Here is a 16,666-nt window from a genome sequence, read left to right as displayed (position 1 = left end):
CTAACCCTTTGAGTCAACTGAACTCGGGGCAGTCCCGACCGTGACGAAGAAGCTCGTGGTGATTGGTGTCGGAAGGTGCTTGTCCCGCTGGGCTGCGTAGGCGCGAAGCGCAGCAACGGTGCTGGGTTGCAGGGGAACGTTGCGGGTTTTGGCGAACTTCGATTCCCGGATCAGGACGACTCCTCCGGTGAGGTCGATATCGGCGCCGTCCAGCCGGATCGCTTCCCCGATGCGCAGTCCCGTCACCGAGAGCAGACCGATCAGGGTGGAGTAGGTCGCCGCGGGCAGCCGTGAATCCAAGGTTCGGTGTGCCTGGTCCATGAGGGCGGTGATGTTGTCGGCGGTGAAGATGAAGGGTGGACGCCACTGCCGTTTGGATGGGAAGAGGCCGATCGGTGGGACTTCCGTCGCGGGGTCGATGCCGGAGAGGTAGCGGGCGAAACCACGGACGGCCGTCATCCGGTGGGGCCAAACGACGCTCCCCGGCTGGGCCGGCTGCAACTCAACCCAGGTGATCGCGTGGCGAATCGTGACCGTTGGCTGTTCGTTTGCCTCCATCCAGGCCACGAACCGGGGAAGTAGCCGGCCGGCATCAGCCAGCTTGTAACCCAGATTGTGACGCAGCTCGAGGTAGTGGTCCAAGGATTCGGTGAGCATGGTCATGAGTTCTGCCCCGGCCAGTCCTGGGCCATCTCGCGCAGCGAGGCGATATCGACCTTCGCATAGATGGCGGTCGTCGCCAGATCCCGGTGCCGCAACACCTGACCGATATCCACCAGCGGTGTTCCCTTCGCCAGCATCTCCGTCGCCAACGCATGCCGCAGCCGGTGCGCCTTTCCGGCCGGGCAATGTGCCCGACGGCCCGCCCGCCGCACCACATCTCCGACAAGATTCGCCGGGATCGGTTTGCGCGGAGCCCGTTCGGTGATGAACACCTCCCGGCAAGGTGACGCCGGCCGTCCCTGCTGGAGATAGTCGGCCAATGCCTCACCGGCGTCGACCGGAAGAGGCATTCGGTCGCGGCGGCGCGCTTTGCCGCGGACGGTGATCTCCCCGGCGCGCCAGTCGATATCATCCAGGCGCAGCCGGGCGACCTCGATCGACCGCAATCCCAGCCGTGCCAACAACAGCATGATCGCCCGGTCGCGGCGGCCGGTGCTCGTGCTGCAATCGCAACTGGCCACCATCGCCTCGACCTGCTCGACGCTCAACGACACCGGCAGGTGTGCATCGCGCCAGCCAGCGACCGAGGGAACACATCCCGCCAAATTCCAGCTGGTCCGTTCAGTTATGAAGAGGTAGCGCAGCAGTGATCGCATCTCGGCGACCCGGCCGCGCGCAGACCCCAGACTCACCCGCCCACTCTCGGCCAGAATGAAGGCCGAAACGTGGGTGCCCGACAGTGTCGATGTGTCGACTAAATGCCCCGCAGGTTGTCCGATCTGCAGGAACCGTCGCGCTAGATTCTCATACCGAAGCACGGTCATGGTTGCGAGGTCCTTCTCCTGGAATAACCACTGACGGTAATCCGTGAGGACGCTCTCCAGCGGAGAGACCGCAGCGACGGGAAGCGGTGCAAGCACCCCTTGCTCGCGCAACAGCTCCAACATCACCGCGAAATTCGGCCAGTAATATTTCTGGCGGAAGCCGGCCTGTGTACGTGCGGCCACGAAGACCGCGACGCGGCTTTCATTGAAGTCGGCGGCGGCCAATTGCTCGTCGACCAACCATCGGCCGACGTCACCGACGACCTTCAACATGTTTCGCCGAGTGCCCGGCGTGTAGCCGGCGGAAGCTAGTTTCGAATCCAACCCGGCAATGTAGGGCGCCATCGCGCCCGGCTTCCTGCGAGTTCCTGACATCATTTCGTCCCCAAATTGGAGGCACGATACCTCCTCGGGGATAGCTTCAACCGAAGCCGCAATTATGCCGACAATATTCGGACGCACCAGTAGCGGATCCCAGCACTACCGGCACTATTTCCGAGCGTCCCCAGCAACATCGGCATAATCACGGAGTCGGCATAAATCGATTGCGACAAGCTGGTTTTTCGCTATGTTGGCCAGCTCCCGGTCAAGGCGGCCTTCGTCTTTGGCGCGGCGCAGCTGCATCACCAGCGACGACGTGGTGTAGAAGCGGGCCGGGATTCCTTGCTGGCAGGCCGCGGCGATCAGCGCGCTGGCGAGGTGGGTTTTGCCGGTGCCGACGTCGCCGTAAAGCACCAGGTCCTCGGCGTGGTTGATGAACTCCAGTGACGTCAAAGCGTTGCGGCCATAGTCGCCGGGGAAGTTGACGTTGGAGTAGTCAAACCCCGTCAGTGATTTCAGCGTTGGCAGCCTGGCGGCGCTCAAGAGCCGTTGGCGGCGCGATTCCTGCCGGGATTCGTGCTCGGCGAGGAGCATCCCGTGGAGGTATTCGCGTTGTTTCGGAGTGCCCCGCTCGGCCCATTCGGCCAGCACTGTGCCGGTCAGCGAGGATTGCCGGCCGGTATCGATGATGTCCTGGACGGTGACGAGGCTCATGCGATTTCTCCCGTCACGGTGTTGACGGCGGTGAAGATGTCATAGACGCTCAAGTCCACGTTTTCCGCCGTCGGTGCCGTGCCGTCGGCCATGCGCCGGGCGAGCATGCCCAGCGCAGCTGTGTCCGGGGCTGCCCAGGTCGCCGACAATTTGCCCGTTACCTGATCCCGCGCGGCCGCAAATGCCCCCACGCCAATATCGGCACACCGCGATCAGCCGGGTACAGGGGGGAGCCAATTAATCATGTCAAAATCATTGTCACTGACCCACCTCGCGAGCCGCGTGAACAGGTAATGGTATTTGATCCCACTGGCTTCGGACCGGCTGGCACGACAAGTTCGGGCGATCTGGCCCCTGGAGATCACGCATACCTCGGCTATACCGATCAGGAGCAACCATCAGGAGGGTCGATCGGTCACTTGGAGGGCGCGAGGTGTCGTCGAGGTCGAAGGCCACCAGTCGGGGAAGAGCCGTCATGACCAAATGCGGCTACGGGCGGCCGAGCCCGTGGTACTGCCAGCCGGCGGCCCGCCAGGCGGCCGTGTCGTAGGAGTTGCGGCCGTCGATGACGACCTGCGACCTGACGAGGCTTGCCGCCCAGACCGGGTCGAGCTGCCGGAACTCGGGCCATTAGGTCACGAGCACGACGGCATCCGCGTCACGCAGCGTTTCCGAGAGCTCGGTCGAATACGTCAGCTGCGGATGCCGCAACCGAGCATTCTCGATGCCCTGCGGGTCCGTCGCCACGACGTGGGCACCCAGCCCGTGCAGCTGAACGGCAACGTCGAGCGCGGGCGAATCACGCACGTCGTCCGAGTGCGGCTTGAAGCTGATCCCGAGCACGGCAATCTTGGCGTTGTACACGGGCCGGCCGAGGCTCGCAACGGTCAGGTCGACCACACGCTGGCGGCGCCGCAGGTTGATCTTGTCGACCTCCTTGAGGAAGGCGACCGACTCACCGCGGCCAAGCTCCTCGGCCCGGGCGGTGAACGCGCGGATGTCCTTCGGCAGGCAGCCGCCGCCGAACCCGACGCCGGCGCCCAGGAACCGGCGGCCGATGCGCCCGTCGTAGCCGATGGCATCCGCGAGCTGGGTGACGTCGGCGCCGGTCACCTCGGCGATCTCCGCCATGGCGTTGATGAAACTGATCTTGGTGGCCAGGAACGCGTTCGCGGCGACCTTGACGAGTTCCGCGGTGGCGAAGTCGGTGACGACGAGCGGGGTCTCGGCGGCGAGAGCCGCGGCGTAGATCTCGCTGAGCAGCGCCGTGGCGCGCTCCCCCGCTGCACCCGCGGCGACACCGTAGACGAGGCGATCGGGGCTGATCGTGTCCTGCACGGCGAAGCCCTCGCGGAGGAACTCGGGGTTCCAGGCGAGTGTCGCCCCGGTGCCGGATGCCTCCACGAGCCCGGCGAGGCGGCTCGCGGTGCCGACCGGCACCGTGCTCTTGCCCACGACCAGGTCGCCGTCGCCAAGGTACGGCAGGAGCGCCTGGATGGTGGCGTCGACGTAGGTGAGGTCCGCGGCGTAGCTGCCGGGCTTCTGCGGGGTGCCGACCGCGAGGAAGTGCACACGCGAGCCGGCGACCTCGGCGATGTCGGTGCTGAACCGGAGTCGGCCGGTGGCCATGGCCGAGGTGAGGATTTCCGGAAGGCCCGGTTCGAAGAACGGCGGGACCCCTAAGGCCAGCTGTGCGATCTTCCGGGCGTCAACGTCGATGCCGACGACCTCGTGGCCGAGTTCGACCATCGCGGCCGCGTGCACGGCTCCCAGGTACCCACAGCCGATGACGGAAATCTTCATGAGAGCAACTCCGTGGCTACACCATACCGGGGCCGGGCGAACGCCCCGGGCGCTGCTCCATCGAGCGGTCAGCCGTGCCCCGTCCACGCTTCCCGACGCGCGGCCGCTGACACCCCACACTGCGGCACCCCACACACCAAACGGCCCCGCCCCGAGGTGCGGGGCCGTTCTAGGGGGAACCTCGAAACCCGGCAGGGCAGGCTCCGATCGAGCAGGTTACGCGTTCGCGCGCTGGCGACGAACGATCGTCATCACGACGACGAGTGCGATGCCGAGGAGGAGAACGCCTGCGGAGCCCCAGATGAGGAGCATGGGAGCGTTGTAGCCGGTGCTGGCAAGCGCCTTGCCGGTGGTGCCTGCGTCAGCGGCACCGATGGTGATCGAGGCGGTAGCAACGTTGGCAGAGGTGACGCCCGTGGCGGTGACGGTGTAGGTGCCGGTCGCGTCGGCGGGCAGCTTGACGTTGACCGAGGTGGCGCCGGATGCGTCAGCGGTCTTGACGAGCGTCGCGGTGGCTGCCTTGACAGCGGACAGCGTCGCCGTGCCGGAACCGGTGCATGCGAACGAAACCTGCTCGCCAGCGGTGAAGGCTCCAGCAGCGAAGCTGACGACGACGGTGCCGCCGGCAACCGCAGAGCCAGAGACCGTGACCTTGTCAGCAGCAACGTAACCAGCGGCGGTCGCCGCGGTCGGTACTGCGAAGAGGGCGAGGACCGCGAGTGCGATGACCGCGAGAGTCTTTTTTACCATGGTGAAATTTCCCCCAGTTTGATGTTGGTCTTTGTGCTGACGCTGGTGCGCGTCACGAGGCACCCTCTTACCATAGGGGAGATTCACAGCTTAAGTCTCCCCCCATTGTTTCGCTTACATGAATTCCCGGTGTCATCTGGGCAAGAAGTGACGATGTGTCAGGTTTCTCGCCCAGCCAGCCGAACTGCAGAACGGTGCTCTGCCCGGGTGACAGCTCCACCGTGACCGCGCTCACCGGGTACCCCGCGTCAGTGCCAGGGTGGTAGCCCACAACCCCGCCATCCCGCGTCATTCCCAGGTTTTCCATGCCGGGCGCACCGTAGACCGAGACGACCGTCTTCACGTTTCCCCGCGGCACCCCGAAGACGGCGCCACCGGTGACGTAGTCGGAAAGCGTCGTGGCGGCATCCGCCGGGGCGGTGTTCGTGAGTGTGACCGTGACCCCATAATTGGGGCGTTCGTCTTTGCGGCACGTCGCCTGCCCGAGGGCAACTTTCATGTCAAGGTACATCCCCATCTTTGCGCCGGTGCCGTCGTTGAGATACACGCCGAAGCGGGTGGCGCTCGCGTCGCTCACCGGCAGCCCGCCGGCGAGGGTGGTGTCGGCGAGCACGGCCTGGTCGTCGGCGTGCGCGCTCCACACCAGCAACCGGTACTCGCTGCCGGCCTGGGCGAGCGCGGTGATGAGGGCTTTCGGGTCGGCGTTCCCGCTCGACACCGCCGAGAACACGGATGATGCCGCCGCCGCGAAGAACTTGTCCTGGTCGGCGGGCTTCTTGTAGCGGGCGTAGACATCGCTCAGCAAAAGTTGCACGGCGTTGTCGGCGGTGAGCATGTCGCCGGTGGGCAGCGTGATCGGACCGGTGGCCCGCAGCAGGTAGCTCAGCGCGACCGGATCGATGGAGACAACACCGTCGGCTTCGACGCCGAACTGCCGCTTCCACATCTCCCGCGCAAGCGGCCCCGTCTGCGCGAAATCGGGGGTGAAGTTGACGTCCTGAATGTACTGCCCAGTGTTCTCGCCGTAGAGACCCCGGGTCTCTTCCGCCAATGGGAGCACGGGCGTCTTGTAGAGCGGGAAGTCCGTGCTGGATGCCTGCTGCGCGAGCTTGATCTGCCCGCCCTCGGCGTGGATGAGAGCGACCGCGCCCGCGATTCCGCCGGTGGCGCGCAGCTCGGCCGGGTTCTGGAACAGCAGCACGTAGTTGCGCGGCCCGGATGCCCCGAGCATGTTCGGCACAAGGCGCACCGCCCGGTCCACATCATCAACACTTCCGGCCGCCTTCGTGACCGCATTCGTCAGTTGGTCGGCCGCACTACGCACCACCGGCAGCGTCGCCGAAGTGTCGATCGCCGCGACCTGTGAGGCAGCGGAGGTAAGCGCCGCGTTCGCCACGGCGAACTGCGGTTGGGCATCGACCAGCGGCTGGACGTTGATCGCGCCGTTCACCGGCTTGAAGTCGCTCAGCTTGACCGCCCCGGCCACCTGCGCCAGCGGCGTGACGGCGTTCTGCGCCACGCCGTCGACCACCGCGGCTAGCTGCCGCACGGCCACAAGATTCGGCCCCAGAAACGGAACAACCTCGAAGGCCCGCCAGACCGGATCGCTCGTCAGGCTCGCTGCGCTGGCCGCATGCCTGCTGAGCTCGGCCGCGGTCGCGCCCGCAGACGCGCCATCGCCGGACACAACCTGATCCTGGATCTTCGAAGCGAGCGGGATGGCGCTTTCGAGTTCGCCCTTGGCGAGCTCGGCTCGGATCCCTATCCAGGCGCAGGCCGTCAGGCCGACGACCGCGACGCCCGCCAAGGAGAGTCGTAAGACTCTTCTACGAAGCCGTCGGCTTGAGGAGCGAGACGTTGAGGGCAGTGGGGTCATTGTTGTCGATTCGTTATGAACAGCACGAGGACAGGGCAAGCTGCCCCTTCGCGAAGTCCTTGTTCGCGATAAGACTCAAATTCAAACGTGCCATGTCGCTTCGAGTTGCGATCCTAGACGGGCATCACCATTTTTGGACTCAACGCAAGCATGTATGTATGTATCGTCTATTTGCGGCATCGGCGCTGCGCAATTCCAATTCCAACTTGCGTTCAAGACGAGACTGCCAAGACCCCGCGAGGACTTGCCTGCGATGCGTAACCATGGGGGTTACCGGACTGCCACCGCCACGCATCACGGCATGCATCCTCAAGAGTTCGATGTGTAGACCAACCGAGTTCTCTTGTGGCCTTTGTGACGTCTGCGTAGGAACAAGAAACATCGCCCTCTCGAGCAGCTACAACTTCATAGGGTATGGCCCGATTCGCAACTCGGGAGAATGTATTGATCACGTCAAGAACACTGGAGCCTATGCCCGAACCCAAATTGTAAGTGGAAACACCGCTCTTAAGATGCGCAAGTGCTGCCAGATGGCCTTCCGCCAAGTCCATGACATGAATGTAGTCGCGCACTCCGGTCCCGTCCGGCGTGTCATAGCCCCCACCGAACACAGACACGAAATCACGAAGTCCCACTGCAACCTGACTCACAAATGGTAGCAGGTTGTTTGGGGTCTGCTTTGGATCCTCACCGATACGACCGCTCGTGTGCGCACCCACCGGATTGAAGTAGCGAAGCACGGCAATTTGCAATGCTGAATCCGCGACGACTGCGTCGCGAATAATCTGCTCAATCATTGCTTTCGTTTGTCCGTATGGGTTCGAAAGCCTGTAGCTGACTTCGCTCGATTCAGACACGGGGACATCTTTGGCTACCCCGTACACGGTTGCTGAGGAGCTGAATACGAGCTTTTTCACCTTGGCTAAGGCCATAGTTTCCAGCAGAACCATCGTGGACATGAGGTTGGTTCGGTAGTACAAGAGTGGATCTCGTACGGACTCGCCAACCGATTTAAGCCCTGCAAAGTGTATGACTGCATCAATCGACTCACTTGCAAACACCTTCTGAGTCGACGCCGCGTTGGTCAGGTCAGCGATGTGTAGAGTAACTTGCTTGCCGCACAATTCTTCGACACGACGGATAGGCTCCCGACTGCTATTTGAAAAGTCGTCTAAGACGATGACTTCGTGTCCTCGTTCCAGAAGAGCGACAGCCGTGTGCGAGCCGATGAATCCGGCTCCGCCAGTTAGAAGAACTCTCACCGTTTCCTAATTTCCCGAACAACATCGAGCATTCGCTCGCGTACACACGCTACAGGCAGAATGGTTGGCATCAATCTCAGACGCCCTCCGTCGTCGCGCGAATAGACATCGAGTCACACTGAACTCCCAAGGGCGCGCCGACCGACTCGTCCGGCGCGATCAAGAGAAACTAGTTGAATTGCGACGACAGAGAATTTCGAGACCGCAAAGGATATGGCGATTCCGGTGAGCTGCATAGGCCCGACAAGAAGCAAACCAAATAATATTAGTACGACTAGTTGGACGACCCCGGCCGTCATGAGCGCGAATTCTTCGCCACGGATTAATAGGAGCGGGCCCGTGACCGCAGCGATTGCGCCAAAGCCGAATCCCAAGCCCAGAACGACGAAAACCGAGTCAGGAATCTGAACAGAAGGTGGTGAAATCTGGTTCACGATTACGCCCGCGACCACGCCCAAGCACGGCCATACAACCAACACACTGGAAAACAGCGCCAGGTACCAACCATTCAATTGATACTTAGCTCCGACAAATCGTTTTAGAGCCGTTTGTCCAATGCTCACGTTTAGTACCGACAAACCGAGCATCGGACGTTGTGCGAGTTGGTAGTGGCCGACCAGGGCCACCCCTCCAATTCCTGCAATCATTGTGTCAGCATTACCTGTGATGGCATTCGCGATGTGAAGCACGAGCAAAGCCGCACTCTTTGCTCTCGTCGAGCTTCCTACGAGGATTCGCCTCAATTCCGATCTCGGCACGCGGCGCCGGCTTTGCCTTCGCGAGTCGTACAACAGCAACGAGCCCCCTGGCACAATCCTGGAGGCCCCCATAGCCAAGAGCAGGCCCGCCGTCGATGCATTCGAGATTCCAAACCAGAACCACGCGCTTGCCAATAACCCAGCGACGGTAAACAGTATCTGAATAGAGACAAACTTGGTGGCGACCAATGATTGCGTCGTTGACACAATTGAATACGTCGCCTGACCGGCTGCAAGGACAAAGGTCGCCGCGGACAAGACCAGATCACCGGATAGGCAGCCAAGTAAGACGGAGCCAGTCAGCGCGAGGACAAGGGTGAGGCCCAGCCTTGTGGGTGCAAGGGATGACAGAACTGAAGTTGTTTCATCGATTAGTGCCCCACGGGCGTGGGTGTCCTGCACAACTCGTTGCGTGATCAGGGTGTCAACAACGACGACCAAGATTCCCACGCCCGCCGATATGAGCGAAAAAGTACCCAGGACTTCCCCAGATGAGCGATACGCGAACACCAAGAACAAGACATAGGTCGCGAGACTCGAAGCGGCATTGCCTGCAGCGAAGGTTGCAACGCTCCCCAATGCTTTAACTTTCGTTGGCGAGAATGTCATACTCTCGAACCCACCTGTCTGCTACCGATTCCGGGCTACGAGCAGACAGGATTGTCTCGCGAAATCTCAAGGAGGGGATCAAGGCAGACAGCCCTTTGGGTTCCATTGCGAACTTTAGCCGATCAACCAATCCCTCGACCGACGAAAACAGCTGATCCGGACTATGGGCAAGACCCTCGTGGCCACTGATCCTGCTCATCAAAGCCGGGACACGAGCCGCTATCGCCTCGATTACGGCCAGTGGCTCTCCTTCGAACGAACTAGCCGTGACGAACAAGTCGCCAGATCTTACGTCTGACCAGGGGTCCTTTTGGAAGCCTCGGAACGTGACGTCTAAGGCAAGCAGACCAGCCAGGATCGATAAGTGCCTCCGCGCCGGACCGTCGCCAGTGACGACGATCGGACAGGCCACCTTCGCCCTCGATGCCGCGTTCAGGATCCAGCTCACGCGCTTACCGTCATTCAACCTACCAATTACAACAATTCTCTCCAAGGCTGCAGGTAAATCGCGAGCCGGAAGTTCGGGGTTTGCAGGATTGTAGATCACAGAGATCCCAGCTTTTCCCCCGGTGTAGCAGGCAACGAAGCGAGCACTATGAGCAGTCAGGATTCGTCGAACTACTCGGCCGACGATGGGATGTTGTTTCCACGGTTCGCGCGTATGTTCAGTGACGATTATCGGCACTCTTCCCAGCCAATGCATCCACTTAGCGATCGCGACGATCAATTCAGGTCTCTCGCAATGAACATGGATGATGTCCGGCCTAAAATTTAGGACTTGTTGCCTCAATTTCCAAGCCGACCTGAGCCATCCGAGAGGGTTATCGCCATACGGATTTGCAAGCGAACGAGAAGGATCGGATTGTTCGCCCGGCCAAGCGATTTCGCATGACGCTCGCTGAACTATGACACCACGCCTCAGAAGCGGGGGAATGATCCTGGCGACGCTCGCTTCAGCTCCACCACCCTCCAACCGGATAAGCACCGCGAGTACTCTCATCGCGGCTTGCCGACTGTGGACAAGATTCGATTGAGTTTTTCATTCCAAGTCTGTGTTCGAGCAAAAGCAAGCGCAGCTGTTGAGGCAGCTGCGTATCGCTGGGCATCGTAGTAGAGCGCCGCGCACTCGTCAGCCAACTCCTCAACAAGAGTACGACTGTTCACCAATTTCGTCGGACCGAACGCGAGGGTCTCTGGTATCGCCGACCCAAAACCTTGCACACGTAGGCCGACTGTTGGCATACCTTGTGAAGCCGCTTCCAGGACGCTGGGACAGGAAGAGTCCCTCATGCTATGAAAAAGCAGTAGATCTGCACCCTGATGGAGCGCGCGAGTTTCAGCCCAAGGAACCCGTCCTACCGATTCGTAGGCATCACCGAGATCTAGGTCGCGAGCTATCCGTTCTAGCTTGGCCGCCATGGGCCCGGCACCGACGACTTTGAGGTGAACGGGAACACCCATCTGCACTAGTCGGCCTAGAACCCTAAGCGCGATGTCCGGACGCTTGGAAGGTACTAGCCGTCCGAGCCAAAGGAGATTCAAAGGCCCGCTGATTGGCGGGCGAACCGACGTCGAAATAAGTGCCTCTTGTACACCATCAGCAAGCATCATGGTTCCACCGAGCACACCGGCTTTCCTCAGGAAAGCCCTCGACTCCATATTCGTCCAGATCGACCCCAGTGGCTGAGCCGATCTGCGTGCGAAGATCGCAAGGCGCAATCTCGCGACGGGAAATGTCGCCGATCTAAACAATTCGGAGGGAATTGCACCAACGGTAAGACCTCGAAAGATTGCGTGCTGCCCACCGCCCAAAGGTCCCCAGATCCACCGCGTATGAGTGTCTTCTTTTCTCAATATCGGAAATGGCGGTGGCAACCGGACTGATCCCCAACTCACGTGGTGGACAATGCCGACATCCGGATCACGCGTGGCCAGCACGGACGTTGCGTCGTGGGTCCATATCCGGTAGGCCCTCGCAGCGTCCACCAATCCCCGGATCCCTTCCGGTGCCTTTGTGGACGAGGACTCTTTCCCCAGTCGAATGAGGTCAATGCCCCGTTCTTGCCAGACGTGTGATTCGTCCTGTTCATCAGACGAAGCCTGAGTGAGAACGGAAACCTCGTATCCTCTATCCGCATATGCCTTCGCCCACTGCCAAGCGAGGCCAGCTTCAGTTCCAACATTCGCCTGCGCTTGGTACGCCGTGATAATGACCTTCATGTGGTCCCCTCTTAAAATGTTCGGCCACGTCTCTTACGGCTTCACTCCAGTTAGGCAGCAATGGTGCATCGAATCCAGTCGACGCAAGAAGCCGCGCTCGTCGTATTGCTTCATCCGCGTCGAGCCCGTCAGCGATAACTAAGCCGTCACACTTTGGGATCCCGTTCAGTCCCTCGACGAGCGCAATCACTGGAAGCCCCATGACGAGCGGAACAAGCACCTTATTCTTGACACCCGCGCCACTGCGCACGAGCGATAGGACTGCCAGGCTCCCGTCCAGCGCTCCCGAAAGGTCGTCTACCCAACCTCTCGCGGTAACTAAGCGGCCATAGCTGACGACCGGTAGGCCGGGACCAATAAGTTCAAGCTCGACATTGAAATTAGTGCTGAGGGCCGCGTGCCACTCAAGCGTTTCACGGAGCATTATCTGATTAGGGGGATAGGACCAGTCCGCAATCGCGCGTATTGGCCCGTCTACATTGGGGATCAGCGTTACTCCTGAATACTCCGAGCTCACTGAGTTTGGCACAATGTCTGCTTGCAAACGCGCGGGGAGGTACTTTGTATCGGACTCATAGTCAGACAGGGAAATGTAACTTACACCATCGCAGGATCTGCCAACATATTCCAAGACGAACTTCGCAAGACACCGTTTTAAAACGGTTATCGCCATGGACATGATCCAACTCTTTGCGCTCGTGATGTTCGACAACTGGATCCAACTGTCGCATACGTCGACATGAATATAAGCACCGGGAAACTTCTTCCGGAGGCGTGGTGCAATACCGCACGCCAGCGGCAGTCCCCCGACAAAGAAAATAGGATGGTGCGGCTCCGTTGTCTCAGACATACTGGCCGGATCAGGGAGTTGACAGCGCCAGAATTTGAACAGCTCCGGCCAATGCGGCCGCGTGCTCACCGTCGCTATCTGAACCACGCTTACGCCATTTGCACCGAGTCCCTCAATGAGCCCAATCTCCCGAACTCTGGCCCCCAGCGCCTCTTGCGGATGACGGCTCTCACGGACGTAAACGATTGTCATAGATTTCTCAACAGAAATTCCACTGATTGTCGCGGTCCCCTTGAGTTTGCTGTCAGCTGAGCTGCAACGTAGTAGCCAGCACCGGAGTGGTCGATTTTCGCCAACGCCTCACTGACAGTCGACAAGTTGTGAATCAAGTCATTCGGCAGCAGACCCGAAGCAAGCGGCCCGGTTAGAAACTCTGTCGGTCCTTGTCTAGCTGTGGTGAGTACCGGAATGCCTCTTTGAAGTGCTTCAATATGCGCCAGCCCGAGTGACTCATCTACGGAGGTCGACAGAAAGACATCAGCCGTGGTCCAGACATGTTCTGCGTCACCGTCGTCGAAAACCTGAATTGAGCGGAAGCTTCGCAACTCATCTCTGACCGAACGCTCCAGTTCGGTTTTCGCCGGCGGTACGACCAGGATTCCCGTCGCGCCAAGAGCTTCGACCGTCGAACAAAATAGTTCCAGGCGCTTGACGGGGTCGAGTCGAGCGATTGTGCCAAATACTATGTCCACGACACGTGACTTCACCAAAGGGTCACGAACACTCGATTTAGATACTTCTCTTGGCCCCAAGGGCAGAAGTAGCGCCCCTTTGACTCCAAGTTCATTTGCGCGAGCCAACAAAGCGCCGTTCACGCAGAAGACCCGCACGCGGAACGCGCGCAGCACGAGAGCACGGATCAGACTCAACTGCCAAGTGCCATGAATCACGAAGATCCGGACCCGGATGCCGTCTAGCACGATTGATGTCCACAGCGACCTGAAGTCGTTGGCAATAACCACCCCGCGAGGAGCTGGGAACGAACGCGATATAAGGCGCCCGTTGGATGCTTTCCTAGCAAGTGAGCTCGTTTTTGGAATCCTCCACAGCAGGGCATGCCCTTTGCCCACAAGTTCCACCGATACGTCGTAGAGAAATACTTCTCCCCCACCCCACACATTCTCACGAGAAGAAAGGACGAACTCCATTCTGATAATCCCTCGTTCCTTCTATTCGATCCGGTCAGGTAAAGTTGAATTTGCTTCGAAATTCAAATTGCCTTCGACGGGAAGCGCACCCCTTTTTCCGATGGTAGTCGAGTCCTCGTTGCCCAGATTGCTCAGCAGCTCCGCGAGAGCAGATAACTCCGATTGTGCAAGGTCGCAGATTTGAACCAATCAAGACCACAACTCTTCACTTGGGCTGGCCACGGAAACATCGGGGACGATTGGATAGCGGAAATCGCAAGTCAACACATTGAGAATGGCGACGAAGTCAAGAAACGGCGCTCCGTAAGGTTGCGCTGTAGGGGCCAGTATTGTCTTACCGGGGCGCACAACTTAGAACGAGACTCAGCCCCACTGTTGCTTTGGGGTGGTGGTTGGCTCGCTGCGCATCGTGCGAATTCCACGACATTGAAACGCTGGCAGCGGCATCTTGACCAGCACCAAGGGCCGACCTATGGATTAGGACTCGGACTCGGTCCGTTCGACATGGATACACAGAGGGCGGGCAACGTCATTACCCAGATTTCAGAACCGATCCACGTCCGCGCAATCTCTGACACCGTAGGACTTGGACATGCGACGAAACTTAGTTCGGACATTGCATTTCTATACCGGCGAGCCTGGCACCTGCGTTCAGACAAGGAGAATGGTCTAGGCCCAATAGGGATGTCGTTCCCTCGATATTTTCCTCATTGGTTGATAAACAGGGCCTGGCTTACCAAGGACTGGTACCGGACGGGCGTGCGTGAACTCTTGGCGCGCCTAGGAGGGCCTAGCAAGGTCGTTTTTATTGAGTTTGATCGGTCTCGTTGGGGATCGGATTCGCACTACTGGAGAGATCTTGGTATCCGGAGTGTTCTTCCGAGAACTCCAAGCGAGGCAGTTGAAGCGATGGCGCGACTTTCGGGGTTGTATGCTGGGCGCCTACATGCTGGCATAATCAGCGCGCTCCTTGGTCTACCGACTTGCGGATTTTCTTATCACCACGAGTTTGAGGCGCTCGCAGAAATAGTGGTGCCCATGGCCGGTTCAAGTTCCGCACCCGAAAGTGGTGAGTGGAATCCTTCTGTGGCCCAGCCTGGATTGATACGTCAGGTTCGCGAGAGAGGTCTGGACGCATTGTCAGACTTGACAAGACTCGTGGCCCCCGCATGAGCATGTCTAGCTTTGAAGTCAAAGGAATCGATAGACCTGTAACGCAGGAATCGGCTGTTTTCGGTCGAGCACTCTGGGTACGAGTCGCCAGATCATCACTCTACGTTCTCACTGTTGGTTCTTCCGTGTCCACGCTCCTTGGCTTCAACTCCATGCCCGCGGCTGCCTCCATGGCCATTTCGATTTCGACCGGATCGACTATAGCTTTGCTTTTTGTTGCAAGCTTCTTGCACTTCGTTGAAGGCCAGAAGCTGACCAGGACCATATGGTTGGTCCTCGGTTGTATCGCACTCTCAGGCGTGATCCCCCTCATTCGGAGCTACGGAGTAGAAGACGCGTCAAAATCGTCCTGGTTGGCGGCTCACGCCTGCCTCTTCGGCTTCTGCCTTCTGTGGCGTGCATTCACTATCGACTCGTTCTACCGTTGCTTGGGCATCACGATGATTTTGTCTCTCGCTAGTATCGCGCTTGGACAAAGCGCCTTTTCAATCGATGCTCGCAATGTATTTGTGGAGGGGCGGCTGACGGGAGTCTTTGGCCATCCGAACTTGAGCGGGATGGCGGCTGCACTGACGATCGTGTTGGCCGCACATCGACGAAAGGTAGTTTCAGTAGTAGGAATTAGTGCGATTGTCGTCGTAGTTGGTTCACTATCGCTCACGTCGCTCGTCTCGTTGGCATTGGGGCTCATCGTCGTGTGGACGCGGCCCGTGCGCGCAGTTAAGCTAGTCATCCTTGCTCTTGTAACTGCGAGTTACTTTGCGCCTCTGGTCCTCGCTTCGCTCAGCTCGAGCGAAGCCGACTTGCACCTATTTACTGGTCGCGTCGCAGTCTGGGAATGGGTGCTAAGCCAACACTTTGATCCCACGATCGGAGGTGGACTCTCGGCGTTTACTTCGCTCTCAAGACTTGGTCAGATTCCTTGGGTACACGCCCACAATCAGCTACTGATGGACGTCGCGACTGGAGGAGGAACTCTTGCCGCGCTGACAGTTATCTGGATCATCGTCCTTGGCCGATCGGCCGTTAACGCCGAGTCGGTTTTGCCACTAGCTGTCTGGGCGATGCTGATAATTCATTCAATTACGGAAGTTCCATTCTTCGTTGACTATCCCGGCGGACGCTTACTCCTGCTCACACTCTCAATTGGAGCCATCATCTCCTCGCAAGCCCGATCAGCGGTGCCGTCTCGATATCGAGATGAAACGCCGTTGGGCGGGGCGCGCACAGAACATTCGCGATGAACTTCCTGCGACGTCTAGTGATTCAACTGGATTCCGACTAGCCGTTCACGCCTTACGTCAACTCCACAAGACTTATTGCGGAAGATCCTTGCGTCCGCGCCCCAATTCTGTCAGCGCTCTTCGAAAACCCGCGTCGCGGGCCTGGTCGCCCAGGCGCCGGAAGACTTCGCTGATCCGTGGTGCCCGCAGCGCGCGGGCGTAGTACTCCGTCTGCGACGCAGCTTCGGAGCCGGTCATGACGCGACCGCCAACACGGTCGGCGATGTCAACGCTGAAGAGCTCGTCGTAGCGGGCCAGTGAGGCCATCTCGACGACGGCCGCGACCGTGGGTCGGCGCGCGCTGACGGCTTGGTGTTAACGCCGACTGAAAACAGGTGAGTATTCGAGTCTCTGAGCCCCACCCGATCGTGCGGTTGAGCCCCACTGGTCGTGCGGAAGAGCACCAGTGGTG

The 16,666-nt window shown here is 59.7% G+C and carries 14 protein-coding genes and 1 pseudogene; 1 reads left to right on the top strand and 14 read right to left on the bottom strand.

Features of this window, described 5'->3' with window-relative positions:
* From QN350_RS06400 to QN350_RS06350, 13 genes and pseudogenes are all read right to left on the bottom strand, one after another.
* On the bottom strand, positions 1-663 hold the full coding sequence (locus QN350_RS06400; RefSeq protein ID WP_323515985.1) for a tyrosine-type recombinase/integrase: 663 nt from the start codon (positions 661-663) through the stop codon (positions 1-3).
* On the bottom strand, positions 660-1,832 hold the full coding sequence (locus QN350_RS06395; RefSeq protein WP_323515980.1) for a site-specific integrase: 1,173 nt from the start codon (positions 1,830-1,832) through the stop codon (positions 660-662). The genes QN350_RS06400 and QN350_RS06395 overlap by 4 nt, the downstream gene beginning before the upstream one ends.
* A 144-nt stretch (positions 1,833-1,976) precedes the next feature.
* Positions 1,977-2,522, bottom strand: a complete 546-nt coding sequence (locus QN350_RS06390) for an ATP-binding protein (protein ID WP_323515978.1) — start codon at positions 2,520-2,522, stop codon at positions 1,977-1,979.
* On the bottom strand, positions 2,519-2,713 hold the full coding sequence (locus tag QN350_RS06385) for a hypothetical protein (RefSeq protein ID WP_323515975.1): 195 nt from the start codon (positions 2,711-2,713) through the stop codon (positions 2,519-2,521). The genes QN350_RS06390 and QN350_RS06385 overlap by 4 nt, the downstream gene beginning before the upstream one ends.
* Before the next feature lie 298 nt (positions 2,714-3,011).
* Positions 3,012-4,325: pseudogene (locus QN350_RS06380) on the bottom strand (UDP-glucose dehydrogenase family protein).
* 216 nt (positions 4,326-4,541) lie between these two features.
* The gene (locus QN350_RS06375) at positions 4,542-5,075 is read right to left on the bottom strand and encodes a sortase (protein ID WP_323515973.1); all 534 of its coding nucleotides are present in this window, start codon (positions 5,073-5,075) and stop codon (positions 4,542-4,544) included.
* 67 nt (positions 5,076-5,142) lie between these two features.
* Positions 5,143-6,882 carry a DUF4012 domain-containing protein gene (locus QN350_RS06370; protein ID WP_323515972.1) on the bottom strand — a complete coding sequence of 580 codons (1,740 nt, stop codon included), beginning with the start codon at positions 6,880-6,882 and terminating at the stop codon, positions 5,143-5,145.
* 281 nt (positions 6,883-7,163) lie between these two features.
* On the bottom strand, positions 7,164-8,213 hold the full coding sequence (gene galE, locus QN350_RS06365; protein WP_323515971.1) for a UDP-glucose 4-epimerase GalE: 1,050 nt from the start codon (positions 8,211-8,213) through the stop codon (positions 7,164-7,166).
* Between the two features lie 113 nt (positions 8,214-8,326).
* Complete coding sequence (locus tag QN350_RS06360) at positions 8,327-9,580, bottom strand: hypothetical protein (RefSeq protein WP_323515970.1); 1,254 nt, start codon at positions 9,578-9,580, stop codon at positions 8,327-8,329.
* The gene (locus QN350_RS19965; protein ID WP_416347721.1) at positions 9,555-10,580 is read right to left on the bottom strand and encodes a glycosyltransferase; all 1,026 of its coding nucleotides are present in this window, start codon (positions 10,578-10,580) and stop codon (positions 9,555-9,557) included. The genes QN350_RS06360 and QN350_RS19965 overlap by 26 nt, the downstream gene beginning before the upstream one ends.
* Positions 10,577-11,188, bottom strand: a complete 612-nt coding sequence (locus tag QN350_RS19960) for a glycosyltransferase family 4 protein (protein WP_416347723.1) — start codon at positions 11,186-11,188, stop codon at positions 10,577-10,579. Before QN350_RS19960 ends, QN350_RS19965 begins: the two co-directional genes overlap by 4 nt.
* Positions 11,189-11,750: 562 nt before the next feature.
* Positions 11,751-12,842: a hypothetical protein gene (locus QN350_RS06355; protein WP_323515968.1), complete on the bottom strand. Its 1,092-nt coding sequence runs from the start codon at positions 12,840-12,842 to the stop codon at positions 11,751-11,753.
* A complete protein-coding gene (locus tag QN350_RS06350) occupies positions 12,839-13,798 on the bottom strand; it encodes a glycosyltransferase (protein WP_323515966.1) in 960 nt (319 codons plus the stop codon). The genes QN350_RS06355 and QN350_RS06350 overlap by 4 nt, the downstream gene beginning before the upstream one ends.
* A gap of 1,298 nt (positions 13,799-15,096) precedes the next feature.
* Between QN350_RS06350 and QN350_RS06345 the strand changes: the two genes are divergently transcribed.
* Positions 15,097-16,215, top strand: coding sequence for a hypothetical protein (locus QN350_RS06345; protein ID WP_323515964.1), 1,119 nt, complete (start codon positions 15,097-15,099; stop codon positions 16,213-16,215).
* Between the two features lie 72 nt (positions 16,216-16,287).
* On the opposite strand, the gene QN350_RS06340 is transcribed toward QN350_RS06345, so the two are convergent.
* Complete coding sequence (locus tag QN350_RS06340; protein ID WP_323515962.1) at positions 16,288-16,521, bottom strand: hypothetical protein; 234 nt, start codon at positions 16,519-16,521, stop codon at positions 16,288-16,290.
* Positions 16,522-16,666 lie beyond the last annotated feature (145 nt).

It is taken from the genome of Cryobacterium sp. 10I5 (assembly GCF_035019865.1).
In the GTDB taxonomy this organism is placed as follows: Bacteria; Actinomycetota; Actinomycetes; order Actinomycetales; family Microbacteriaceae; genus Cryobacterium; species Cryobacterium breve_A.
Note: the sequence above shows the minus strand (reverse complement) of the source record. Positions and strands in the feature narration are given on the sequence as shown.

Coding starts and splice junctions, on each gene's coding strand:
- QN350_RS19965 (WP_416347721.1), bottom strand. CDS start 10,580: ATGAGAGTACTCGCGGTGCTTATCCGGTTGGAGGGTGGTGGAGCTGAA.
- QN350_RS06350 (WP_323515966.1), bottom strand. CDS start 13,798: ATGGAGTTCGTCCTTTCTTCTCGTGAGAATGTGTGGGGTGGGGGAGAA.
- QN350_RS19960 (WP_416347723.1), bottom strand. CDS start 11,188: ATGCTTGCTGATGGTGTACAAGAGGCACTTATTTCGACGTCGGTTCGC.
- QN350_RS06360 (WP_323515970.1), bottom strand. CDS start 9,580: ATGACATTCTCGCCAACGAAAGTTAAAGCATTGGGGAGCGTTGCAACC.
- QN350_RS06355 (WP_323515968.1), bottom strand. CDS start 12,842: ATGACAATCGTTTACGTCCGTGAGAGCCGTCATCCGCAAGAGGCGCTG.
- QN350_RS06390 (WP_323515978.1), bottom strand. CDS start 2,522: ATGAGCCTCGTCACCGTCCAGGACATCATCGATACCGGCCGGCAATCC.
- QN350_RS06375 (WP_323515973.1), bottom strand. CDS start 5,075: ATGGTAAAAAAGACTCTCGCGGTCATCGCACTCGCGGTCCTCGCCCTC.
- QN350_RS06400 (WP_323515985.1), bottom strand. CDS start 663: ATGACCATGCTCACCGAATCCTTGGACCACTACCTCGAGCTGCGTCAC.
- QN350_RS06340 (WP_323515962.1), bottom strand. CDS start 16,521: ATGGCCTCACTGGCCCGCTACGACGAGCTCTTCAGCGTTGACATCGCC.
- QN350_RS06395 (WP_323515980.1), bottom strand. CDS start 1,832: ATGGCGCCCTACATTGCCGGGTTGGATTCGAAACTAGCTTCCGCCGGC.